The following is a 15,989-nucleotide window of genomic DNA, read 5'->3' on the forward strand; positions in this document are numbered from 1 at the left end:
TGACGCTTTTGCCTTGCAACAAAGATGCTAAGCTCCCGGTCCTCGGGTCGCGAGAAGGGAAACGTCCGCATATGCTGTATCGCGCTTATCAAGCCCAGTCCGACCTCATGGCGCCGGTCAAGGCCTATGCGCGGCTGGCGCTGGGAATGCTGAACGGGCATGCGGACGCCAATCCCCTGCTGCGCAACATCACGGCCGCCTACGAGATGGTGGAGCGCGCCGGCCTCACCCACGACCGCCCGCCCTATGGCGTGAAAAGCGTGCCGGTCGGCAATGCGGACCTGGAGATCGTCGAGGAGGCGGCTCTGGTCACGCCCTTCGCCACGCTGCTGCATTTCCGCAAGGATGTGGCGACGCCGCAGCCCCGCGTCCTGGTGATCGCGCCGCTGTCGGGCCATTTCGCCACGCTGTTGCGCTCGACCGTGCGCACGCTTTTGTCCGATCATGACGTCTATATCACCGACTGGCACAACGCCCGCGACGTGAGCCTGGAGGACGGCCGGTTCGGCTTCGACGAATATGTCGCGCATGTGATCCGCTTCCTCGAACATATCGGCCCCGGCGCCCATATCCTCGCGGTGTGCCAGCCCTGCGTGCAGGCCTTGGTGGCCGCCGCCGTGATGGCGGAGGACGACAATCCGGCGCAACCGGCCTCGATGACGCTGATGGCCGGGCCGATCGACACGCGCATCGCGCCGACCAAGGTCAACGACCTCGCCCGCGAAAAACCCATGTCCTGGTTCGAGAGCAATCTCATCGCCCGGGTGCCCTGGCGCTACAAGGGCGCGCGCCGGCGCGTCTATCCCGGTTTCATCCAGCTCTCCGCCTTCATGGCGATGAACATTGATCGCCATGTGAAGGCGCATGTCGACCTGTTCCACAATCTCGCCGGCGGCGAAGTGGAAAAGGCGAACCAGACCAAGGCTTTTTACGACGAATATTTCGCCGTGCTCGATCTGCCCGCGGAATTTTATCTGGAAACCGTGCAATGGGTGTTCCAGGACCACCAGTTGCCGCTGGGAACGCTGCAATACAAGGGCCGGACGGTGAACACCAAGGCGATCCGCAAGACGGCGCTGCTCACGGTGGAAGGCGAGCGCGACGACATTTGCGCCGTGGGCCAGACCATGGCGGCGCACGATCTCGCCTCGAGCCTGAAACCGTTTCGCAAGCGGCACCACCTCCAGGCCGGCGTCGGCCATTACGGCGTGTTCAGCGGCAAGAAGTGGGAAAATCAGGTCTATCCGATCGTCCGCAACATGATCCTGCAGAACGATTGAGGGGCGCCGCCCTGGCGGGGCGACGCTTTGATCACCCGCATCGTTACGCCGCGCGGACCGACGTCAGGAATCTGTGAACCTCTTCCTGGAGCATGTCAGACTCTGCGGCGAGGCGGCCCGCCGAGTTCAACACTTGCATCGAGGCTTCCGAGGAATTCGAAGCGGCCTGCGCCACCCCGGCGATGTTGTTCGACACCTCCGCCGTGCCGGCGGACGCCTGGGAGACGCTGCGGGCGATTTCGTCGGTCGCCGCGCCCTGCTGCTCGACCGCCGTGGCGATCGAGGCGGAAATCTGGTCCATCCGTTGGATCGTTTCCGTGATGTCGCCGATCGCTTTGGTGGACTCCGCGGTCGCGCCCTGGATCTGCTCGACCTGGGCCGAAATTTCCGCAGCGGCTTTCGCCGTCTGCTCGGCGAGCGTCTTCACCTCGTTGGCGACGACCGCAAACCCCTTGCCGGCTTCGCCCGCGCGCGCCGCCTCGATGGTGGCGTTCAGGGCCAGCAGGTTGGTTTGTCCGGCGATGGTCGAGATCAGCCCGACGAAGTCGCCGATATTCTTGGCGCCCTCCGACAGACGCGACACTTTTGCGGCGGCGCCCTCGGCGTCGCGCGCCGCCGACGCGGCGATGGTCGCGGATTCGTTGACGCGTTGACCGATCTCGGCCACCGAAGCGGACAGCTCCTCAGCCGCCGAAGCCGCGGTCTGGACATTGGCGGAGGCCTGCCCGGACGCCGAGGCCACCGCCAGCGATTGCTGGCTGGTCTGTTCGGCCGCAGCGGACATGGTTTGCGCCGCGGTCTGCAACTCGGTCGCCGCCGATGAAACAGCGCCGATGGCGCCCTCCGTCACGCGCTCGAAATCCCGGATCAAGCGATCGATCCGCTCGGCCCGCTGGCGGCGCAGAGAATCCTGCTCGGCCTGGGCCTGCTCCAACTTGCGGCGCTCGACGGCATGCTCTTGAAACACGCTCAGGGCGCGCGCGAGATCGCCGATATCATCGGTGAGGGTCGTGTGGGGAATCACGACGTCCAGTTGGTCGTTCGCGAGCAAGGCGACGCTCTTGTTGACGTCGCCAAGCGGCCTGAACAGACGGTTGAAGGCGATCGCGCCGAGCACGGACAGAATGACCAAGGCCAAGGTCGCGGCGATGACTATTCCTTTCATCAGGTTCTGGCGCGTTTCGACGAAATATTTCTTCTCGACGCCGACGAAGAGAACGCCAATGACCTTGCCGCCCGGGTCGAACACGGGGTCGTATTGCGTGTAATAAGGCCGCCCGAACAGCGTCGCCTCGCCGCGGAACATCCGCCCGGCCATCAATGCGGCGAATGCCGGGTGTTCTTGCCCCAGCATCGTGCCGACGGCGCGCTCGCCCTTTTCGTTCGTGATCGACGTCGTGCGACGGACGAAATCGCCCTGAGCGTCATCCCGGAGGAAAACAGTGGCGACGCCCCCCGTCACCGTCGAAACCTTGTCGACGACATCGTGGTCCTTGAAGTCCGGCATCCGCTGCGTCTGGACCTTTCGCACCACGCCATCAATGATTTCAACGGTTTCATTGGCGCCCACGTCCGCAAATGCGGTCGCGATGACCCGCGATTGCAGCTTGAGGTCCTCGTTCAGCTTGGCGTCGAGACTTTCCGAGGCGAGCCACATGACGGACGCCGTCACTGCGGCCGCGACCAGGGCGAGGCCCGGAACAAATAGGGCCAGCGCCTTGCCGCGCAGGTGAAGTTTTGGAAGAGTCATGAAGGGCGTCTCGGGTTGCTCGCCGCAAGGTTGCGCGAAACAACGGACTCAACCTAGGCGAGACAATTGAATCAACTCTTAAAATTGCGTCCCCATCCGCTCGCCCAGCATCGCCCGGGCGTCCGCGGCCGTGACGCCGCCCTCGCGCAGCGCGTGAAGGGTTTTGGAGCCCTTGCTCTTCGCCAGTTTCTTGCCGTCCTCGTCCAGCACCAACCGGTGATGGCGATAGTCGGGGGTGGGCAAGCCGAGCAGGGCTTGAAGCAAGACATGCAGGCCGGTCGCCGCTTCGAGGTCGGCGCCGCGCACCACGTCGGTCACCCCCTGCGCGGCATCGTCATGGACGCAGGCGAGGTGATAGGAGGCGGGGACGTCGCGGCGGCCGATCACCGCGTCGCCCCACAGCGCGGCGCGCGCGGTCATGACCTGCGGCGTGTCGCCCTCGAAAAATTCGCGGTAGGTCAGCGGACGCTCGATCTCCGCCAGCGCCCGCGCCATGTCGAGGCGCACGGCGAATTTTTCCCCCGCAGCGATTTTTTGCGCGCGCACATCGGGCGTCATGTCGCGGCACGAGCCGGGATAGAGCGGCGCGCCGTCGGGATCGCGCGCGCCTGCCGCCTTCGCGGCGATGGCGCCCCGCGTGCAGAAACAGGGATAGGCCAGCCCGCGCGCCAGCAAGCCGTCGAGCAGCGCCCGGTAGGCGCCAAAAAACCCCGACTGCCGGCGCTCGGGGCGCGGCCAGTCGAGGCCAAGCCATTGCAAATCCTCACGCGCCGCCTGTTCGAACTGAGGTTTTGAGCGCTCGCGGTCGATATCTTCGATGCGCAGCAGGAAAAGCCCGCCATGGGCGCGCGCCAGCCTCGCGTTCATCAGCGCGGAATAAGCGTGGCCCAGATGCAGGAACCCGTTGGGCGAGGGCGCGAAACGACAGATCAACATGTTTTTGTCTTGACGCGTTGTCTTCACGCGAACCGGCATCCACTTCGCTCGAAAGCGCTATCAGAAATCGCTGGCTATGCCCTTGCGCTCCCAGTCGCCGTAGCGCACCGGCTCAGGCCCGGACGGCCCGCAAAATTCCGGGGGACGCTCCGGCGCGGGCGGCGCGTTGCGGCGGCGCTCCTCGGCCTCGGCGAGCGCGCGCTGCGCCTCGGGCGAGATTTTCTTCGCCGCGACAGGCTGTTCGTCACTTGCTGGCCGCGCATCGCTCATTTTATTCAACCCATCGCTGTGATAGACAGAATTTCGGCCGATTCATAATGGAAACCCGCCGGCGCGCAACTCCCACCAATACGAGCGCATGATCAGAGACAAGGCAAGTTTCGGCCGACCCAAGACGGGTCCGGGAAAAACGGGTCCGGGCAGGACCAAACCGCAGACCGCCGAACAGGCCGCCGCCGAGGCGCTGGCCCATCCCGGCCTCGCCGCGCGCGTGGCCGCCGCCGCCATCATCGGCGACGTCATCCAGGGCGGCCATACGCTGGACGAAAAATTCGCCGCCGAGGCCGCGCCGTCGCGGCTGGCCGGCCTCGCCGAGCGCGACAAGGGCCTCGCCCGCTCGATCGCCACCGCCGCGCTGCGCCGGCTCGGCACCATCCGGCTGGCGCTGAGCCAATTGGTGGAAAAAGGCCTGCCGCGCAATTGCGCGTCGCTCGAATGGATTCTCATCGCCGGCTCCGCGCAAATCCTGTTCCTCGACATTCCCGACCATGCGGCGGTCGATCTCGCCGTGCGCGCCGCCCGGCTCGATACGAAAAGCGCCGGATTCGCCAATCTGGTCAACGGCGTGCTGCGCAATCTGATCCGCCGGCGCGACGAGTTTTTGGAGCAGTCCGACCCGCTGGAAGACGACACGCCGCATTGGCTGGCGGCGCGCTGGCGGCGGGTCTATGGCGAGGAGCGCGCCCAAAAAATCGCGGCCGCGCATCGCGACGAGCCGACCCTCGACCTCACCGTGAAGAGCGACGCGCAGGCCTGGGCCGAAAAACTCGGCGGGCGCGTGCTGCCGACTGGCTCCGTGCGGCTGGCGGCGCATACGCCGATTCCCGAACTGCCCGGATTTTCGGAGGGCGAATGGTGGGTGCAGGACGCCTCCGCCGCCCTGCCCGCGCGCGTGCTCGCGGTCAAGCCGGGCGAACGCGTGCTCGATCTGTGCGCCGCGCCCGGCGGCAAGACCGCGCAGCTCGCCAGCGCCGGCGCCAAGGTGACCGCGCTCGACCGTTCCGCCGAACGGCTCAAAATTCTCGCGGCCAATCTCACCCGGCTGCAACTGGAAGCGTCCGTCGCCGTCGGCGACGCCGCGCAGTTCAAGGCGGAGCCGTTCGACGCCATTCTGGTGGACGCCCCCTGCTCCGCCACCGGCACGGCCCGACGCTGCCCGGACGTGCCCTGGATCAAGAAGCCGGGCGACATTTCGGCGCTCGCCGCCATCCAGGCGCGCATTCTCGACCACGCCCTGACCCTGCTCAAACGCGGCGGGCGGCTGGTCTATTGCACCTGCTCGCTTGAGCCCGAAGAGGGCGAGGCGCAGATCGCCGCGCTGCTGCGGCGCAATCCCGACGTCTCCCACGAAAGGATCGATCCCGTGGCGCTCGGTCTGCCGGCGCAAGCCGCGACCCCCGACGGCGACCTGCGCCTGCTGCCGGACCTGCTGCCCGATCCCGATCCGCGCCAGCGCGGGCTCGACGGGTTTTTCATCGCAAGCCTGAAAAAACTCGGTTAGGCGGGATTTCCGAATAGGGGCTGCCGGTTTTCGGATAAGAATCCTGCTCAACCCAAAAGGCTAATCGTGAAATCGTTGGCGAACCAACGGTTTCATGATTAACGCCTCCTTAAGATTCATCGGCGAACGTGTGGCGTTGGGCAAACCCGTCCTACGTCTTGAGTTCCAAAGCCTTTGACGCAAACGAGCGCCCCCGCCACCCTCGTCCTTCTGCGCCTGCTCGCCGGGCGCGGGGCCAGGAGGGCGCGCGCCGCGCTGATGGCGCCCCTGCATCTCGTGTCGCGGTGGGGCGCGCCGGCCCCGGAACGGCTTCTCATCGCGCCGCAGGACATCCGCACCGGCGACGCCACCATCGCCGCCGACATTTATGCGGGTTTCTTCACCTTCGCCGGAAAAATCGTCGACAGCCGCGGGGTCTCGCCCTTCGCGCTGAAACCGCCGTCCGCGGAATGGGCGCGCATTCTGTATGGCTTCAGCTGGCTGCGCCATTTGCGCGCGGCGGATTCGGCGCTGGCGCGCGCCAACGCCCGCGCGCTGGTCAAGGAATTCATCGCGTTGTTGGGACAACCCTCGGCGCATCCGGCCTGGCGCCCCGATGTGGTCGCGCGCCGCGCCCTGTCGTGGCTCAGCCAGTCGCCCATGCTGCTGGAGAACGTCGAATACGAGGATTACCGGCGTTTTATTGACGTGCTCGTCGAGGGCCATAAGCGGCTGCGGCGCTGTCTCGACGTCGGGCTCTCCGGCGAGACGCAGCTGCTCGCGGCGACGGCCATGACCTCGTTCGCGCTGTGCTCGCAGGGCGCGGCGCCGCAGTTGAAAGCCGCCTCCGCCGCCTTGGCGGAGCAGCTCAAGCTGCAAGTCCTGCCCGATGGCGGGCCGCTGTCGCGCAATCCGCAAACCCTTGTTGACCTGCTGTTCGAGCTGCTGCCGCTGCGCCAGGCTTTTGCCGCGCGCGGTTTGCCGCCCCCCGATGATCTGCTGAACGCCATCGACCGGATGACTCCCGCCCTGCGCATGTTCCGCCACGGCGACGGGTCTCTCGCCTTGTTCAACGGCATGAGCGTCACCGCGCCCGACCGCGTCGCCACCCTGCTGGCCTATCAGGATTCGCGCTCGGCGGCGCTCGTCAGCGCCCCGCATGCGGGCTACCAGCGGCTTGCGGCCGGCGAAAGCCTTGCGATCGTCGATGTCGGGGCGCCGCCGCCGCCGCTGTTTTCGCGCAACGCCCATGCGGGTTGCCTGTCGTTCGAATATTCGCTGGGGCGCGACCGCGTGGTGGTCAATTGCGGCGCGCCCAATCGCCACCGGGCCGACCTGCGCGCCACCGCGCGCCTGACCGCCGCCCACTCCACCCTGACGCTCGACAACACCTCCTCCTGCATCATCGCCGGCCGACACGGCCTCGAGCGCAAATTCGAAGGCGAAATTCTTTTCGGGCCCACCGTCGCCTGCGAGCGCGAGGAGCGGCCGGAGGAAATCGCGGTCACGGCGAGTCACGACGGCTATCTCAAGCGTTTCGGCCTGCGGCACGAACGCCGGCTGGCCCTGAGCGCCGACGGCGCGGTGCTGCGCGGCCGCGACCGCCTTATCGGCGCCGGCGACCCGCCCGACATTCCCTATGCCCTGCGCTTCCACCTCCATCCGCGCATCGCCGCCTCGGCCCTGTACAATGGGCGGGGGGCGCTGCTGGTCGGGGCCGAGGGGGTTTTGGCGTTCGAGGCCGGGGGGCTGCCGGTTTCCATCGAAGAGAGCATTTTTTTCGCCGCGCCCGAGGGCCCGCGCCCCTGCGCCCAACTGGTGATCCACGGCCATGCTTCCGATATCGCCGAGGTGTCGTGGTCGTTCCGCAAGCAGGGCGGCGCGTAGGACATTTGTTTTGTGATTGGGCGAAGTCGGCTCATTCCGGAACTACGGGCTCCGGTGCCAACGTCCGCTGTCCCACGGTCAGGCGACTTCCAAACTGTGCGACTTCAAATCGACCGCTGATTCACCCGCTTCGACAACTCCTCGGCAATTTCCATCCGTTCGGAATAGCGGTCGCGGATGCTCGCCTGCTGAGCATCATCTCGGGCGACCGGTCGATTCCGTGCTCCGGTAATGGCCGTCGGTTTCGATGTCGGTACTGTCCGCCGGAAGCGCGAAACTATTGGATGCGCGCGATGATCTCGGGACGAAGCAGCTGGCGGTCGGCATAGAGAACGAAGCGTCGTTACAGCTGACGGTACACGATCCGGCCCCTCGGCCATCGGCCATCGGCCATCGGCCATCGGCCATCGGCCATCGGCCATCGGCCATCGGCCATCGGCTTGACCGTGGCGAGTGCGGCTCAATCGTCAAGCTTTAGTCGAGCGGACGGCGTATTCTAATACGGACTGAGGCGACCTTTCGCTTCTGCTTAAGGCTTTAGCTGCGTAAAGGACCGCGCGCGCCATATACTGAGAAGCACGTATCCGATCAATATACGAGAGAAAATGTGAGATTGTTGACACCTTTGCACAAAAAACGTGCTTGCTTTACGTGGCTTCCTGTTCGCATTTAGTCATGACTACATGCCACCGTTTGATCTGTGTTGCCTTCAGTGAGCGACACGGAAGCAGGAGACATCGGTGTGGGCGAATGACGAATATTCAGGCACCAATATCGGTTCGACTGATGATCTTAATGCACAGTTCATGGATCCCAGTGCAATCTTGTGCATGGCGGTGAAGCTGTCACCATTATGCAACAGGAAGCGACCTGCTGATCATACGGAGCGGTTTTATTGTTGCCTCCCGACAGGAACGGATTATGATCCTACCCCATTAATGATCAGGACTAAGTATCTTCATCATAAATACGTGTGACTCCAATGACCTATGAGCTTACAATATGTCGACATGGCGCGCTGGCAGGGCAGGCTGATTGGGCGGCAGGCTTGTCGGGGGATTTTAGCCAGAAGAATGTCCTGCAACTGTTCAAGGGCCAGGCCCAAGCGATTGCGGAAAGCTCGGCATTTGCCGGGGCCAACTCGTCAATCGGAGATATCGCGCGCAACAGCCTTAGCGACCGTGACTGTTTTCGCGACGAACCAACGGAAAACAGCTCTGGCGAGACAATCGTGTTTATGCAGGGCTCTGACGGAGGTGGCGAGGATGCGGCGCCGATCATCGCCACGCTGCCGTCTCGTCGACTAATTTGTGAATCGAATGGCCTGCGCTGGATCCTAAGAACGCGCGCATCCGTGACTGCTTGTGCGCTGCAAAGCGCTCGACGTCACGCGAAACTTTGGTGGACATTTGAGGGCGTTCCTGCGGATACGGATCCGGACAATCGGCCGCAAGAATCGCACGTGGTTGCGTTCATTAAGCTTGTAGGTCTGATGGAAGCTGCAGCGATGCCGCTGCTGCGAGAAGCTTATGGCACAGCTTTCAACGCCGCTACAGACAGCCGATTGCAAGAGGTGCAGGACGGATGGGACAGGATCAAAATCGCTATGGCTGACACGACAGCGCCGGAGGCTGCGGCTTTGGTCGACGCGATGTATGCGGAAGGGAATCATGTCTCCGACATCCGAGCAACAGAAAATACAGTTCCTCGACGTGGATTATTGGAACTCGAAGAGTTGGTGCACGGGATCGTTGGTGATCGACCGATGCCGAACGATAATTTTTGTATCGTTAGCTCGGTTCCCGGCTCACGAGGCGTGTTCTATCGAGAGGAAGGCCAGTCGCCTGACCGCACGGTGGTGATTGGTTTCGCTCGCCAAGCGAGCTCATCGGTCGGGTACGAATTTTTGCCAGCTGCTCAAAAGCGTAGAGCAAAAGAAGAATCTGTCTTACGGGTCTTGTCTGCCGCAAGGCCCATAAGCGCCTGGCTTGCGCAATATGAAGCAAAGAAGATTGATCGAATGTTGACAATAAAAGAGAGTGATACCTACGCTTACACGTGAAGCGCAGGTATCGAACGTATAACAATAGACAGGACGTAATACATTGTCATCTGGTGTTACCGAAGTATACGGAGCAATATTTTCCTCTGACCCCTTGCTACTTGAAGAAGAGAATCAAGTTGCATACGGGAAGGCGCTACTGAAGCATTTGTTGTTGCATAGAACGATTAGCTCATGCGTGCCGCTGCAGGTTGATTTACATGATAGTTTGTCTGTAGAGAAATTCCTGGCGACAGCAAACCACTCTACACGCAAACCAGAACCAAGTTTGATCGAACGCTACAAACAGTCACGTAGGGGACGAACGCCGTTATCGCCGGAAGACCTCAAAGCACTTCGCGAATTCACGCTGGTCTTCGACGCGCGGCAAACGCAAGAGCGACACGATCCACGATTTTCAGGTCACGAGGAAGCAATTGAAAGCTTGAAGGGAAAAGCGCAGGAATCCCAAATAAGTCAGCGCCTCCGAATTGCGGTCGTTGGATACCGGGTGGGCATCAGCAAATTGCCGGAAACGGGGTATTTCAACGAGCACCTCTGCCTGCTTGGCAGGCATCCGCAAATTACCCTGGACGGGACGGGAGAACCATCGCGGGAGCTTCGACTGAGCCGCACACGCGGGCTTGGGAACGCTGCCGAATGGGAGAATGAGGTCATCAGCGGCCTTGAATTGGCATTGCGCCGAGAGCCGCATATCGTCGTTTTTCCTGAATTCGCACTACCCTCTGAAAGCGAAGAATCGCAGTCGATCGAGAGGCGTATAAGAGAAGTTTCGGAGCGCGCGCAAGCCGATCACTTCATCTTCGCCGGCTCGCGTCATATTGGCGGCGCAAATCGCGGCCTCATCTTGTCCAGGAAAGGCGCGGCTGTTTCGCAGGCTTGGCCCCACCTAAAAACAGCATCGGCACGTGGGCTTGGCGAAAACGTCTTAGGGCCAGACACGCTTAAATTTCCTACTTACTGCGCAAGCATAACAATTGGCGAAACGACCACTGAATTCGCGATAATGGTCGCGATTTGCTATGACGCATTTGATCCAAGCATGTTTTTAAATCTTGTATTGCAGTGCCGTCTGTATTCGTCCTCGTTTCCATCAATAATTCTTGTTCCTTCTTTCAATACGTCTCGCCATTTTGTTGAGCTTTTACGCGACCTTAGCTGCGTTGCAAAGTGTGTGGTCGTTTATGTTAACGGACTTCATGGTGACGCAAAGATGTTTGCGTTCGGATATGCGATATTAGATTTGGTTGGCAAAGAATCAGTAGTAATCGACCAATTAAAGAACTCTGCTGCTATTGCGAATAAGAAGAAAGAGACTCTTAAAGCCAGACTAAAAGAATCAAGCCATGCTGACGATATTGTGACGGCGGATCGATTGCGAAAAGAAATAAATCTTTTTGATAAGAAAATCAACGCCATAAATTTATTAAGGTCGAGTCTAGCAGATCGCATTGAAGCGGGCTCATTAACGCACCTTCTAACGATTGAGCGCAGTGGCGTTGCGGGTGAACCCCTAGGATATTTTCGCTCAGATGACATCATTTATTACAATATAGATCCAGGCTTGGTATATGATTTGCAGCAATTTAGGGAATACTACTATTTGGGTGACAGTTTTTTACCGGAACCATTTTCGGCGGAACTAATCGATCAAACATTAAAGGAGATGCAGAACAGGTCATCCCGTCGTGATGCTTAGAATTCACGCAATTTCGGCGCGCACCCCAAATCCGGTCAAGGGCGCGGCGCGGACGAACGGAAGAGTGACGCGGTTGTCATCTTGGAAACGTAAGCAGGTCCGCGCCTTCGGCGGCCTTGATGCGGCGAATGACGGGTGTTCTTTTCCAAAGCAGTCCGTCGCCCAACGACCGGTTGCCGCCGATTCCCGACGAAGCCGTGCGGCGCATCGCGATGGTTTCTTTTTGGCACCCCTCGGATCGCTCGCGAGAGCGCTTTTCCTGCAAATTTCTACCTCAGGTTGAATTTCCCCCGCGCAAAACCGCTCAAAACTTGCGAATTTGTGCAAAAATACGCGATTTTCCGCTAAAAATCGTGCGGTTTTCGCGATTGCATCTCGCAGGTTGTAGCAACGGCGACCCTGCGTGAACGTTGTTCACCAGAATCCATGCGGCGGACAGCGGTGCTTTTCTCATTTTTTAACAGTAAGTTGGATGAGATTTCCTCCCCACAGGGATGTTTCACGTGAAAACAAAACATGAACATTGATTTGACACATTGACGTTTCGGCGCAATTCGCGGTTTTCACTTTTCGCCAAAGCGCGCCGCTTCTCCCGCCGCCGTTAGCCAAAACCCTTCCTTCCGTTTGATTCGCGCCAGAAACATGCTAAGCGCGGCGCAACCGCCCCGCCGGCTTGAACTGCGGATTTTTCGAGAGAGAGACAAGATGACCGACGCTCGTGTCCTGAAGCGCGCGCTGCTTTCCGTTTCCGACAAGACCGGCCTGATCGATTTCGCCCGCGCCCTTTCCGCGCGCGGCGTCGTTCTGATTTCAACCGGCGGCACACGCAAGGCGATCGCTGACGCGGGCGTCCCGGTGGTCGACGTCTCAGACGTCACCGGCTTTCCGGAAATGATGGACGGGCGCGTGAAAACCCTGCACCCCAAGGTGCATGGCGGCCTGCTGGCGATCCGCGAAAATCCCGAGCACGAGGCGGCCATGCTCGCCCATGGCATCGAGGCCATCGACCTCTTGGTGGTCAATCTCTATCCGTTCGAGGCCACCGTGGCCAAGGGCGCCGGCTGGGACGAGTCGATTGAAAACATCGACATCGGCGGACCCGCGATGATCCGCGCGGCGGCGAAGAACCACGACGATGTCGCCGTGGTCGTCGATGTCGCCGATTACGCCGTTGTTCTTGAATCGCTCGAAGCCCATGACGGCGCGACCACCCGCGCTTTGCGCAAAAAGCTGGCGCAAAAGGCCTATGCCCGCACCGCCGCTTACGATTCCGCCATCTCCAACTGGTTTGCGCAGGCGATTGGCGAGGACACCCCGGAATACCGCGCCGTCGGCGGCAAGCTGTCCGAGCTGATGCGCTATGGCGAGAACCCGCACCAGAAGGCGGGTTTTTATCTGACCGGCGAAAACCGGCCCGGCGTCGCCACGGCGCGGCAGGTGCAGGGCAAGCAGCTCTCCTACAACAATGTCAACGACACCGACGCCGCCTTCGAGCTGGCGTCGGAATTCGATCCCGCCCGCACGGCGGCGGTGGCCATCATCAAGCACGCCAACCCTTGCGGCGTCGCGGAAGGGTCGAGCCTGACCGACGCCTACCTCAAGGCGCTGGCCTGCGACCCCGTCTCGGCCTTCGGCGGCATTGTCGCGCTCAACAGAAAACTGGACGCCTCCGCCGCCTCCGAAATCGTGAAGATCTTCACCGAGGTGATCATCGCGCCCGACGCCGATGAAGACGCCATCGCCCTGATCGGCGCGAAGAAAAACCTGCGCCTGCTGCTCACCGGCGGCCTGTCCGACCCGCGCAAGGTGGGCCTCGCGGTGCGCTCGGTCTCGGGCGGCCTGCTGTTCCAGTCGCGCGACAATGCGGTCGTGGACGACATGGAATTGAAGATCGTCACCAAGCGCGCGCCCAATGCGCAGGAACTGGCCGACCTGAAATTCGCCTTCCGCGTGGCCAAGCACGTCAAGTCCAACGCCATCGTCTATGCCAAAAACGGCGCGACCGTCGGCATTGGCGCGGGCCAGATGAGCCGCGTCGATTCCTCGCGGATCGCCGCCTGGAAAGCCGCCGAAGCCGCCAAGGCGGCGGGCCTGCCGGAAACCCTGGCCAAGGGCTCCGTGGTCGCTTCCGACGCCTTCTTCCCGTTCGCCGACGGTTTGCTGGCTGCGGCCGAAGCGGGCGCGACGGCGGTGATCCAGCCCGGCGGCTCCATGCGCGACGACGAGGTGATCAAGGCGGCGGACGAGGCCGGCCTCGCCATGGTCTTGACCGGACATCGCCACTTCCGCCACTGAACGCGGCTTGGATCAACCGACACACAGCGCCGGCGGAGATTCCGCCGGCGTTTTGTTTTTTTTGCGCCGAGGCTTTTTCTTCCACAGGCGGCGCCAAACGGTGGATAGGGCGTCCCTAGCGGCGCCTTTGCCTTTCAATTGTCTCATTTCACGAGCCAAATTACTGAAATAAATAGAGTCTATCGTAGCGTTATGTTGCCATTCCTCCCCACGTCCTCCACGACCCTCGCCCCGAAATCTCCCGACGACCTGACCTCATGGAGCGAGGCGCCGGTCTGCGACAGATTGTTCGGACTTTATTCCACCGCCTTCAGCGAAACGGACCGCGCGCGCCAGGCGGCGCGCCTGCACTGGTCGTGCTGGCGCGCCTATCTTCGCCAACTGGCGAGCCAGGGCCGCGCCTCCCGACAGGCGCTGGCGCATATCATCGAGGAATCGCACGTCAATCCCGCCGTGATCGACCGCGCCGACGCCGTGGTGGTCGACGAACTGACCGACCTCGTGCTGCATCGCTACAGGCGCGCGCCCGAGCAGGCAAAAGACTATATCACGCGTCTGGTCTCGGCCGCCGCGCAGGTGGCGCAGGCCCGCGCGGCCTGAGCGACGAAAAAAGCCGATCCGGCGGGCCGGATCGGCTGGAACAAGGCATGGCGCGGATCGTCGCGCCCGGGCGGTTCAGACCGCGTGAACGTAGCCGCTCTGTTCGGCGAGGCCCGAAAGGCTGACCTCCGGTCGCGCGCCAAAATGCTGGATGATCTCCGCCGCCGCCAGCGCCCCGAGCCGGGCACAACGGTCGAGCGGTTTTCCTTGCGTCAGACCCGCCAGGAATCCGGCGGCGAACAGGTCGCCGGCGCCGGTCGTGTCCACGAGTTTTTCGATGGGCGCGGCGGGAACCGCAACGCTTTGGCCGGCGCGCAGGATCACCGCGCCCTTTTCGCTGCGGGTCACCGCCGCCAAAACCTTTTCATTTCGAAGCGCGGCGAGCGCGACATCGAAGTCGGCGGTCTGGAACAGGGCGTGCAGTTCGGACTCGTTGGCGAAGAGGATGTCGACGACGCCGTCGCGGATCAGCCCCAAGAATTCGTCGCGGTAGCGGTCGACGCAGAACGTGTCGGACAGGGTCAGCGCCACCTGCCGGCCCGCCGCGTGTGAAATTTTCGCGGCCTCGACAAAAGCTTCCTTCGCGTGCGGCGGGTCCCAGAGATAGCCTTCGAGATACAGGATTTTCGACGCCTTGATCGCGGCGGCGTCGAGATCGGCGACGGTGAGGTTCTGGCACGCGCCCAAATAGGTGTTCATGGTGCGCTGGCCATCGGGGGTCACCAGCACGAGGCAGCGCGCCGTGCTCGGCCCTTCGGTCGCGGGCGCGGTTGAAAAATGCACGCCCACGGCCTTGATGTCGTGGGTGAAGGCGCGGCCCGCCTCGTCGTCGCGCACTTTTCCGACAAAGGCGGCCTTTGCGCCGAAGCTGGCGAGGCCCGCCACGGTATTGGCCGCCGAGCCGCCCGAGACAATGGTGGTCGCGCCCATGGCGTCGTAAAGGGCCAGCGCCTGGGCCTCGTCCACGAGCTGCATGCCGCCTTTACGAAGACCTTGCGCGACAATGAAGTCGTCATCGACCGGGGCGAGGACATCGACAATAGCGTTGCCGAGCGCGAGGACGTCAAAATTTTGGGACATGGGGCGATCCTTGGAAAGGTTGGCTGCTCTTGCGGCGCCCCGCGCGCCCGGTCAAGGCCCGAAAAGCCGCAGCCGCGCGCGACGCCCGCGATTCAGCCCGGCCGCCTGCGGCGCAGACGCACATAAAAGGCGCCGGCGCCGCCATGGGGGCGCGCCGCCTCCTCGACCGATGACACCAGCGCGCGCAAAGCGGGTTCGCGCAGCCACAGCGGCACGACCCGCCGCAGCACCCCGCGCTCGCCAAAGTCGCCGCCTCCCTTGCCGGTGATCACCAGCACGATCCGCGTTTCGCGCGCATGGGCGCGGTGGACGAAGCCGATCAGCGCCGAATGGGCCTGCGCCTGGGTCATGCCGTGCAAATCGAGCCGGTCCTCGATGGCCTCGCGTCCCGAGGCGAGGCGTCGGCGCAGTTTCGGCTCCAAGGGCGCGAGCGGCGGCGGCTCCCGACGCGCCGGTTTCGCGGGAACGATAGGCGGCGCCATCGGCGAGGCCGGCGACGGCGTCGGCGGCCTCGCCGGCGCCAAATCCTCGCCCAGCATGCGCTTGCGCCCGGCGCGCGGAACGACATCGGCGACGACATGCCGCCAGAGGGCGAGCTCCTCGCGCGAGAGCAGGCGCAGTCTCTTCTTGCCGTCGCTCAC

The 15,989-nt window shown here is 62.6% G+C and carries 13 protein-coding genes; 8 read left to right on the forward strand and 5 right to left on the reverse strand.

Going from position 1 to position 15,989, the window contains the following annotated elements; all coding sequences use genetic code 11:
• Positions 1-71 precede the first annotated feature (71 nt).
• On the forward strand, positions 72-1,280 hold the full coding sequence (locus GJ654_RS10900; RefSeq protein WP_155446186.1) for a polyhydroxyalkanoate depolymerase: 1,209 nt from the start codon (positions 72-74) through the stop codon (positions 1,278-1,280).
• Positions 1,281-1,323: 43 nt separating this feature from the next.
• On the opposite strand, the gene GJ654_RS10905 is transcribed toward GJ654_RS10900, so the two are convergent.
• The 3 genes from GJ654_RS10905 to GJ654_RS10915 all read right to left on the reverse strand — a co-directional run bounded on the left by GJ654_RS10905 (position 1,324) and on the right by GJ654_RS10915 (position 4,236).
• On the reverse strand, positions 1,324-3,030 hold the full coding sequence (locus GJ654_RS10905; RefSeq protein WP_155446187.1) for a methyl-accepting chemotaxis protein: 1,707 nt from the start codon (positions 3,028-3,030) through the stop codon (positions 1,324-1,326).
• A 78-nt stretch (positions 3,031-3,108) separates the two neighbouring features.
• Positions 3,109-3,966: a tRNA glutamyl-Q(34) synthetase GluQRS gene (gene gluQRS, locus GJ654_RS10910; protein WP_155446188.1), complete on the reverse strand. Its 858-nt coding sequence runs from the start codon at positions 3,964-3,966 to the stop codon at positions 3,109-3,111.
• Between the two features lie 60 nt (positions 3,967-4,026).
• Positions 4,027-4,236: a DUF1674 domain-containing protein gene (locus GJ654_RS10915; RefSeq protein ID WP_155446189.1), complete on the reverse strand. Its 210-nt coding sequence runs from the start codon at positions 4,234-4,236 to the stop codon at positions 4,027-4,029.
• A gap of 88 nt (positions 4,237-4,324) precedes the next feature.
• On the opposite strand from GJ654_RS10915, the gene rsmB reads away from it, so the two are divergent.
• The 7 genes from rsmB (at position 4,325) to GJ654_RS10955 (ending at position 14,268) form a co-directional block, all read left to right on the forward strand.
• Positions 4,325-5,746 carry a 16S rRNA (cytosine(967)-C(5))-methyltransferase RsmB gene (gene rsmB / locus GJ654_RS10920; protein ID WP_155446190.1) on the forward strand — a complete coding sequence of 474 codons (1,422 nt, stop codon included), beginning with the start codon at positions 4,325-4,327 and terminating at the stop codon, positions 5,744-5,746.
• A gap of 174 nt (positions 5,747-5,920) precedes the next feature.
• The gene (locus tag GJ654_RS10925) at positions 5,921-7,612 is read left to right on the forward strand and encodes a heparinase II/III family protein (RefSeq protein ID WP_246664695.1); all 1,692 of its coding nucleotides are present in this window, start codon (positions 5,921-5,923) and stop codon (positions 7,610-7,612) included.
• A gap of 982 nt (positions 7,613-8,594) precedes the next feature.
• A complete protein-coding gene (locus GJ654_RS10935; RefSeq protein WP_155446191.1) occupies positions 8,595-9,674 on the forward strand; it encodes a hypothetical protein in 1,080 nt (359 codons plus the stop codon).
• Positions 9,675-9,717: 43 nt separating this feature from the next.
• Positions 9,718-11,373, forward strand: a complete 1,656-nt coding sequence (locus tag GJ654_RS10940) for a hypothetical protein (RefSeq protein WP_155446192.1) — start codon at positions 9,718-9,720, stop codon at positions 11,371-11,373.
• 128 nt (positions 11,374-11,501) lie between these two features.
• Positions 11,502-11,780 (forward strand): hypothetical protein, encoded by a 279-nt coding sequence (locus GJ654_RS10945; RefSeq protein WP_155446193.1) that lies wholly within the window; start codon positions 11,502-11,504, stop codon positions 11,778-11,780.
• A gap of 298 nt (positions 11,781-12,078) precedes the next feature.
• Positions 12,079-13,668 (forward strand): bifunctional phosphoribosylaminoimidazolecarboxamide formyltransferase/IMP cyclohydrolase, encoded by a 1,590-nt coding sequence (gene purH, locus GJ654_RS10950; RefSeq protein ID WP_196305512.1) that lies wholly within the window; start codon positions 12,079-12,081, stop codon positions 13,666-13,668.
• Between the two features lie 192 nt (positions 13,669-13,860).
• Entirely contained in the window at positions 13,861-14,268 is a 408-nt protein-coding gene (locus tag GJ654_RS10955; protein ID WP_155446195.1) for a hypothetical protein, read from the forward strand.
• 75 nt (positions 14,269-14,343) lie between these two features.
• Here GJ654_RS10955 and GJ654_RS10960 read toward each other — a convergent pair whose 3' ends face one another.
• Both GJ654_RS10960 and GJ654_RS10965 read right to left on the reverse strand, forming a co-directional pair.
• Positions 14,344-15,348 (reverse strand): adenosine kinase, encoded by a 1,005-nt coding sequence (locus GJ654_RS10960; protein ID WP_155446196.1) that lies wholly within the window; start codon positions 15,346-15,348, stop codon positions 14,344-14,346.
• Positions 15,349-15,440: 92 nt separating this feature from the next.
• Entirely contained in the window at positions 15,441-15,989 is a 549-nt protein-coding gene (locus GJ654_RS10965; RefSeq protein ID WP_264586207.1) for a Smr/MutS family protein, read from the reverse strand.

The sequence above is a fragment of the Rhodoblastus acidophilus genome (assembly GCF_009720655.1).
In the GTDB taxonomy this organism is placed as follows: domain Bacteria; phylum Pseudomonadota; class Alphaproteobacteria; order Rhizobiales; family Beijerinckiaceae; genus Rhodoblastus; species Rhodoblastus acidophilus_A.

Bases quoted from the DNA above. Each gene is read 5' to 3' on its own strand.
- gluQRS (WP_155446188.1), bottom strand. From the start codon at position 3,966: ATGTTGATCTGTCGTTTCGCGCCCTCGCCCAACGGGTTCCTGCATCTG.
- GJ654_RS10915 (WP_155446189.1), bottom strand. From the start codon at position 4,236: ATGAGCGATGCGCGGCCAGCAAGTGACGAACAGCCTGTCGCGGCGAAG.
- GJ654_RS10960 (WP_155446196.1), bottom strand. From the start codon at position 15,348: ATGTCCCAAAATTTTGACGTCCTCGCGCTCGGCAACGCTATTGTCGAT.
- GJ654_RS10900 (WP_155446186.1), top strand. From the start codon at position 72: ATGCTGTATCGCGCTTATCAAGCCCAGTCCGACCTCATGGCGCCGGTC.
- GJ654_RS10935 (WP_155446191.1), top strand. From the start codon at position 8,595: ATGACCTATGAGCTTACAATATGTCGACATGGCGCGCTGGCAGGGCAG.
- GJ654_RS10945 (WP_155446193.1), top strand. From the start codon at position 11,502: ATGACGGGTGTTCTTTTCCAAAGCAGTCCGTCGCCCAACGACCGGTTG.
- GJ654_RS10955 (WP_155446195.1), top strand. From the start codon at position 13,861: ATGTTGCCATTCCTCCCCACGTCCTCCACGACCCTCGCCCCGAAATCT.
- GJ654_RS10905 (WP_155446187.1), bottom strand. From the start codon at position 3,030: ATGACTCTTCCAAAACTTCACCTGCGCGGCAAGGCGCTGGCCCTATTT.
- rsmB (WP_155446190.1), top strand. From the start codon at position 4,325: ATGATCAGAGACAAGGCAAGTTTCGGCCGACCCAAGACGGGTCCGGGA.
- purH (WP_196305512.1), top strand. From the start codon at position 12,079: ATGACCGACGCTCGTGTCCTGAAGCGCGCGCTGCTTTCCGTTTCCGAC.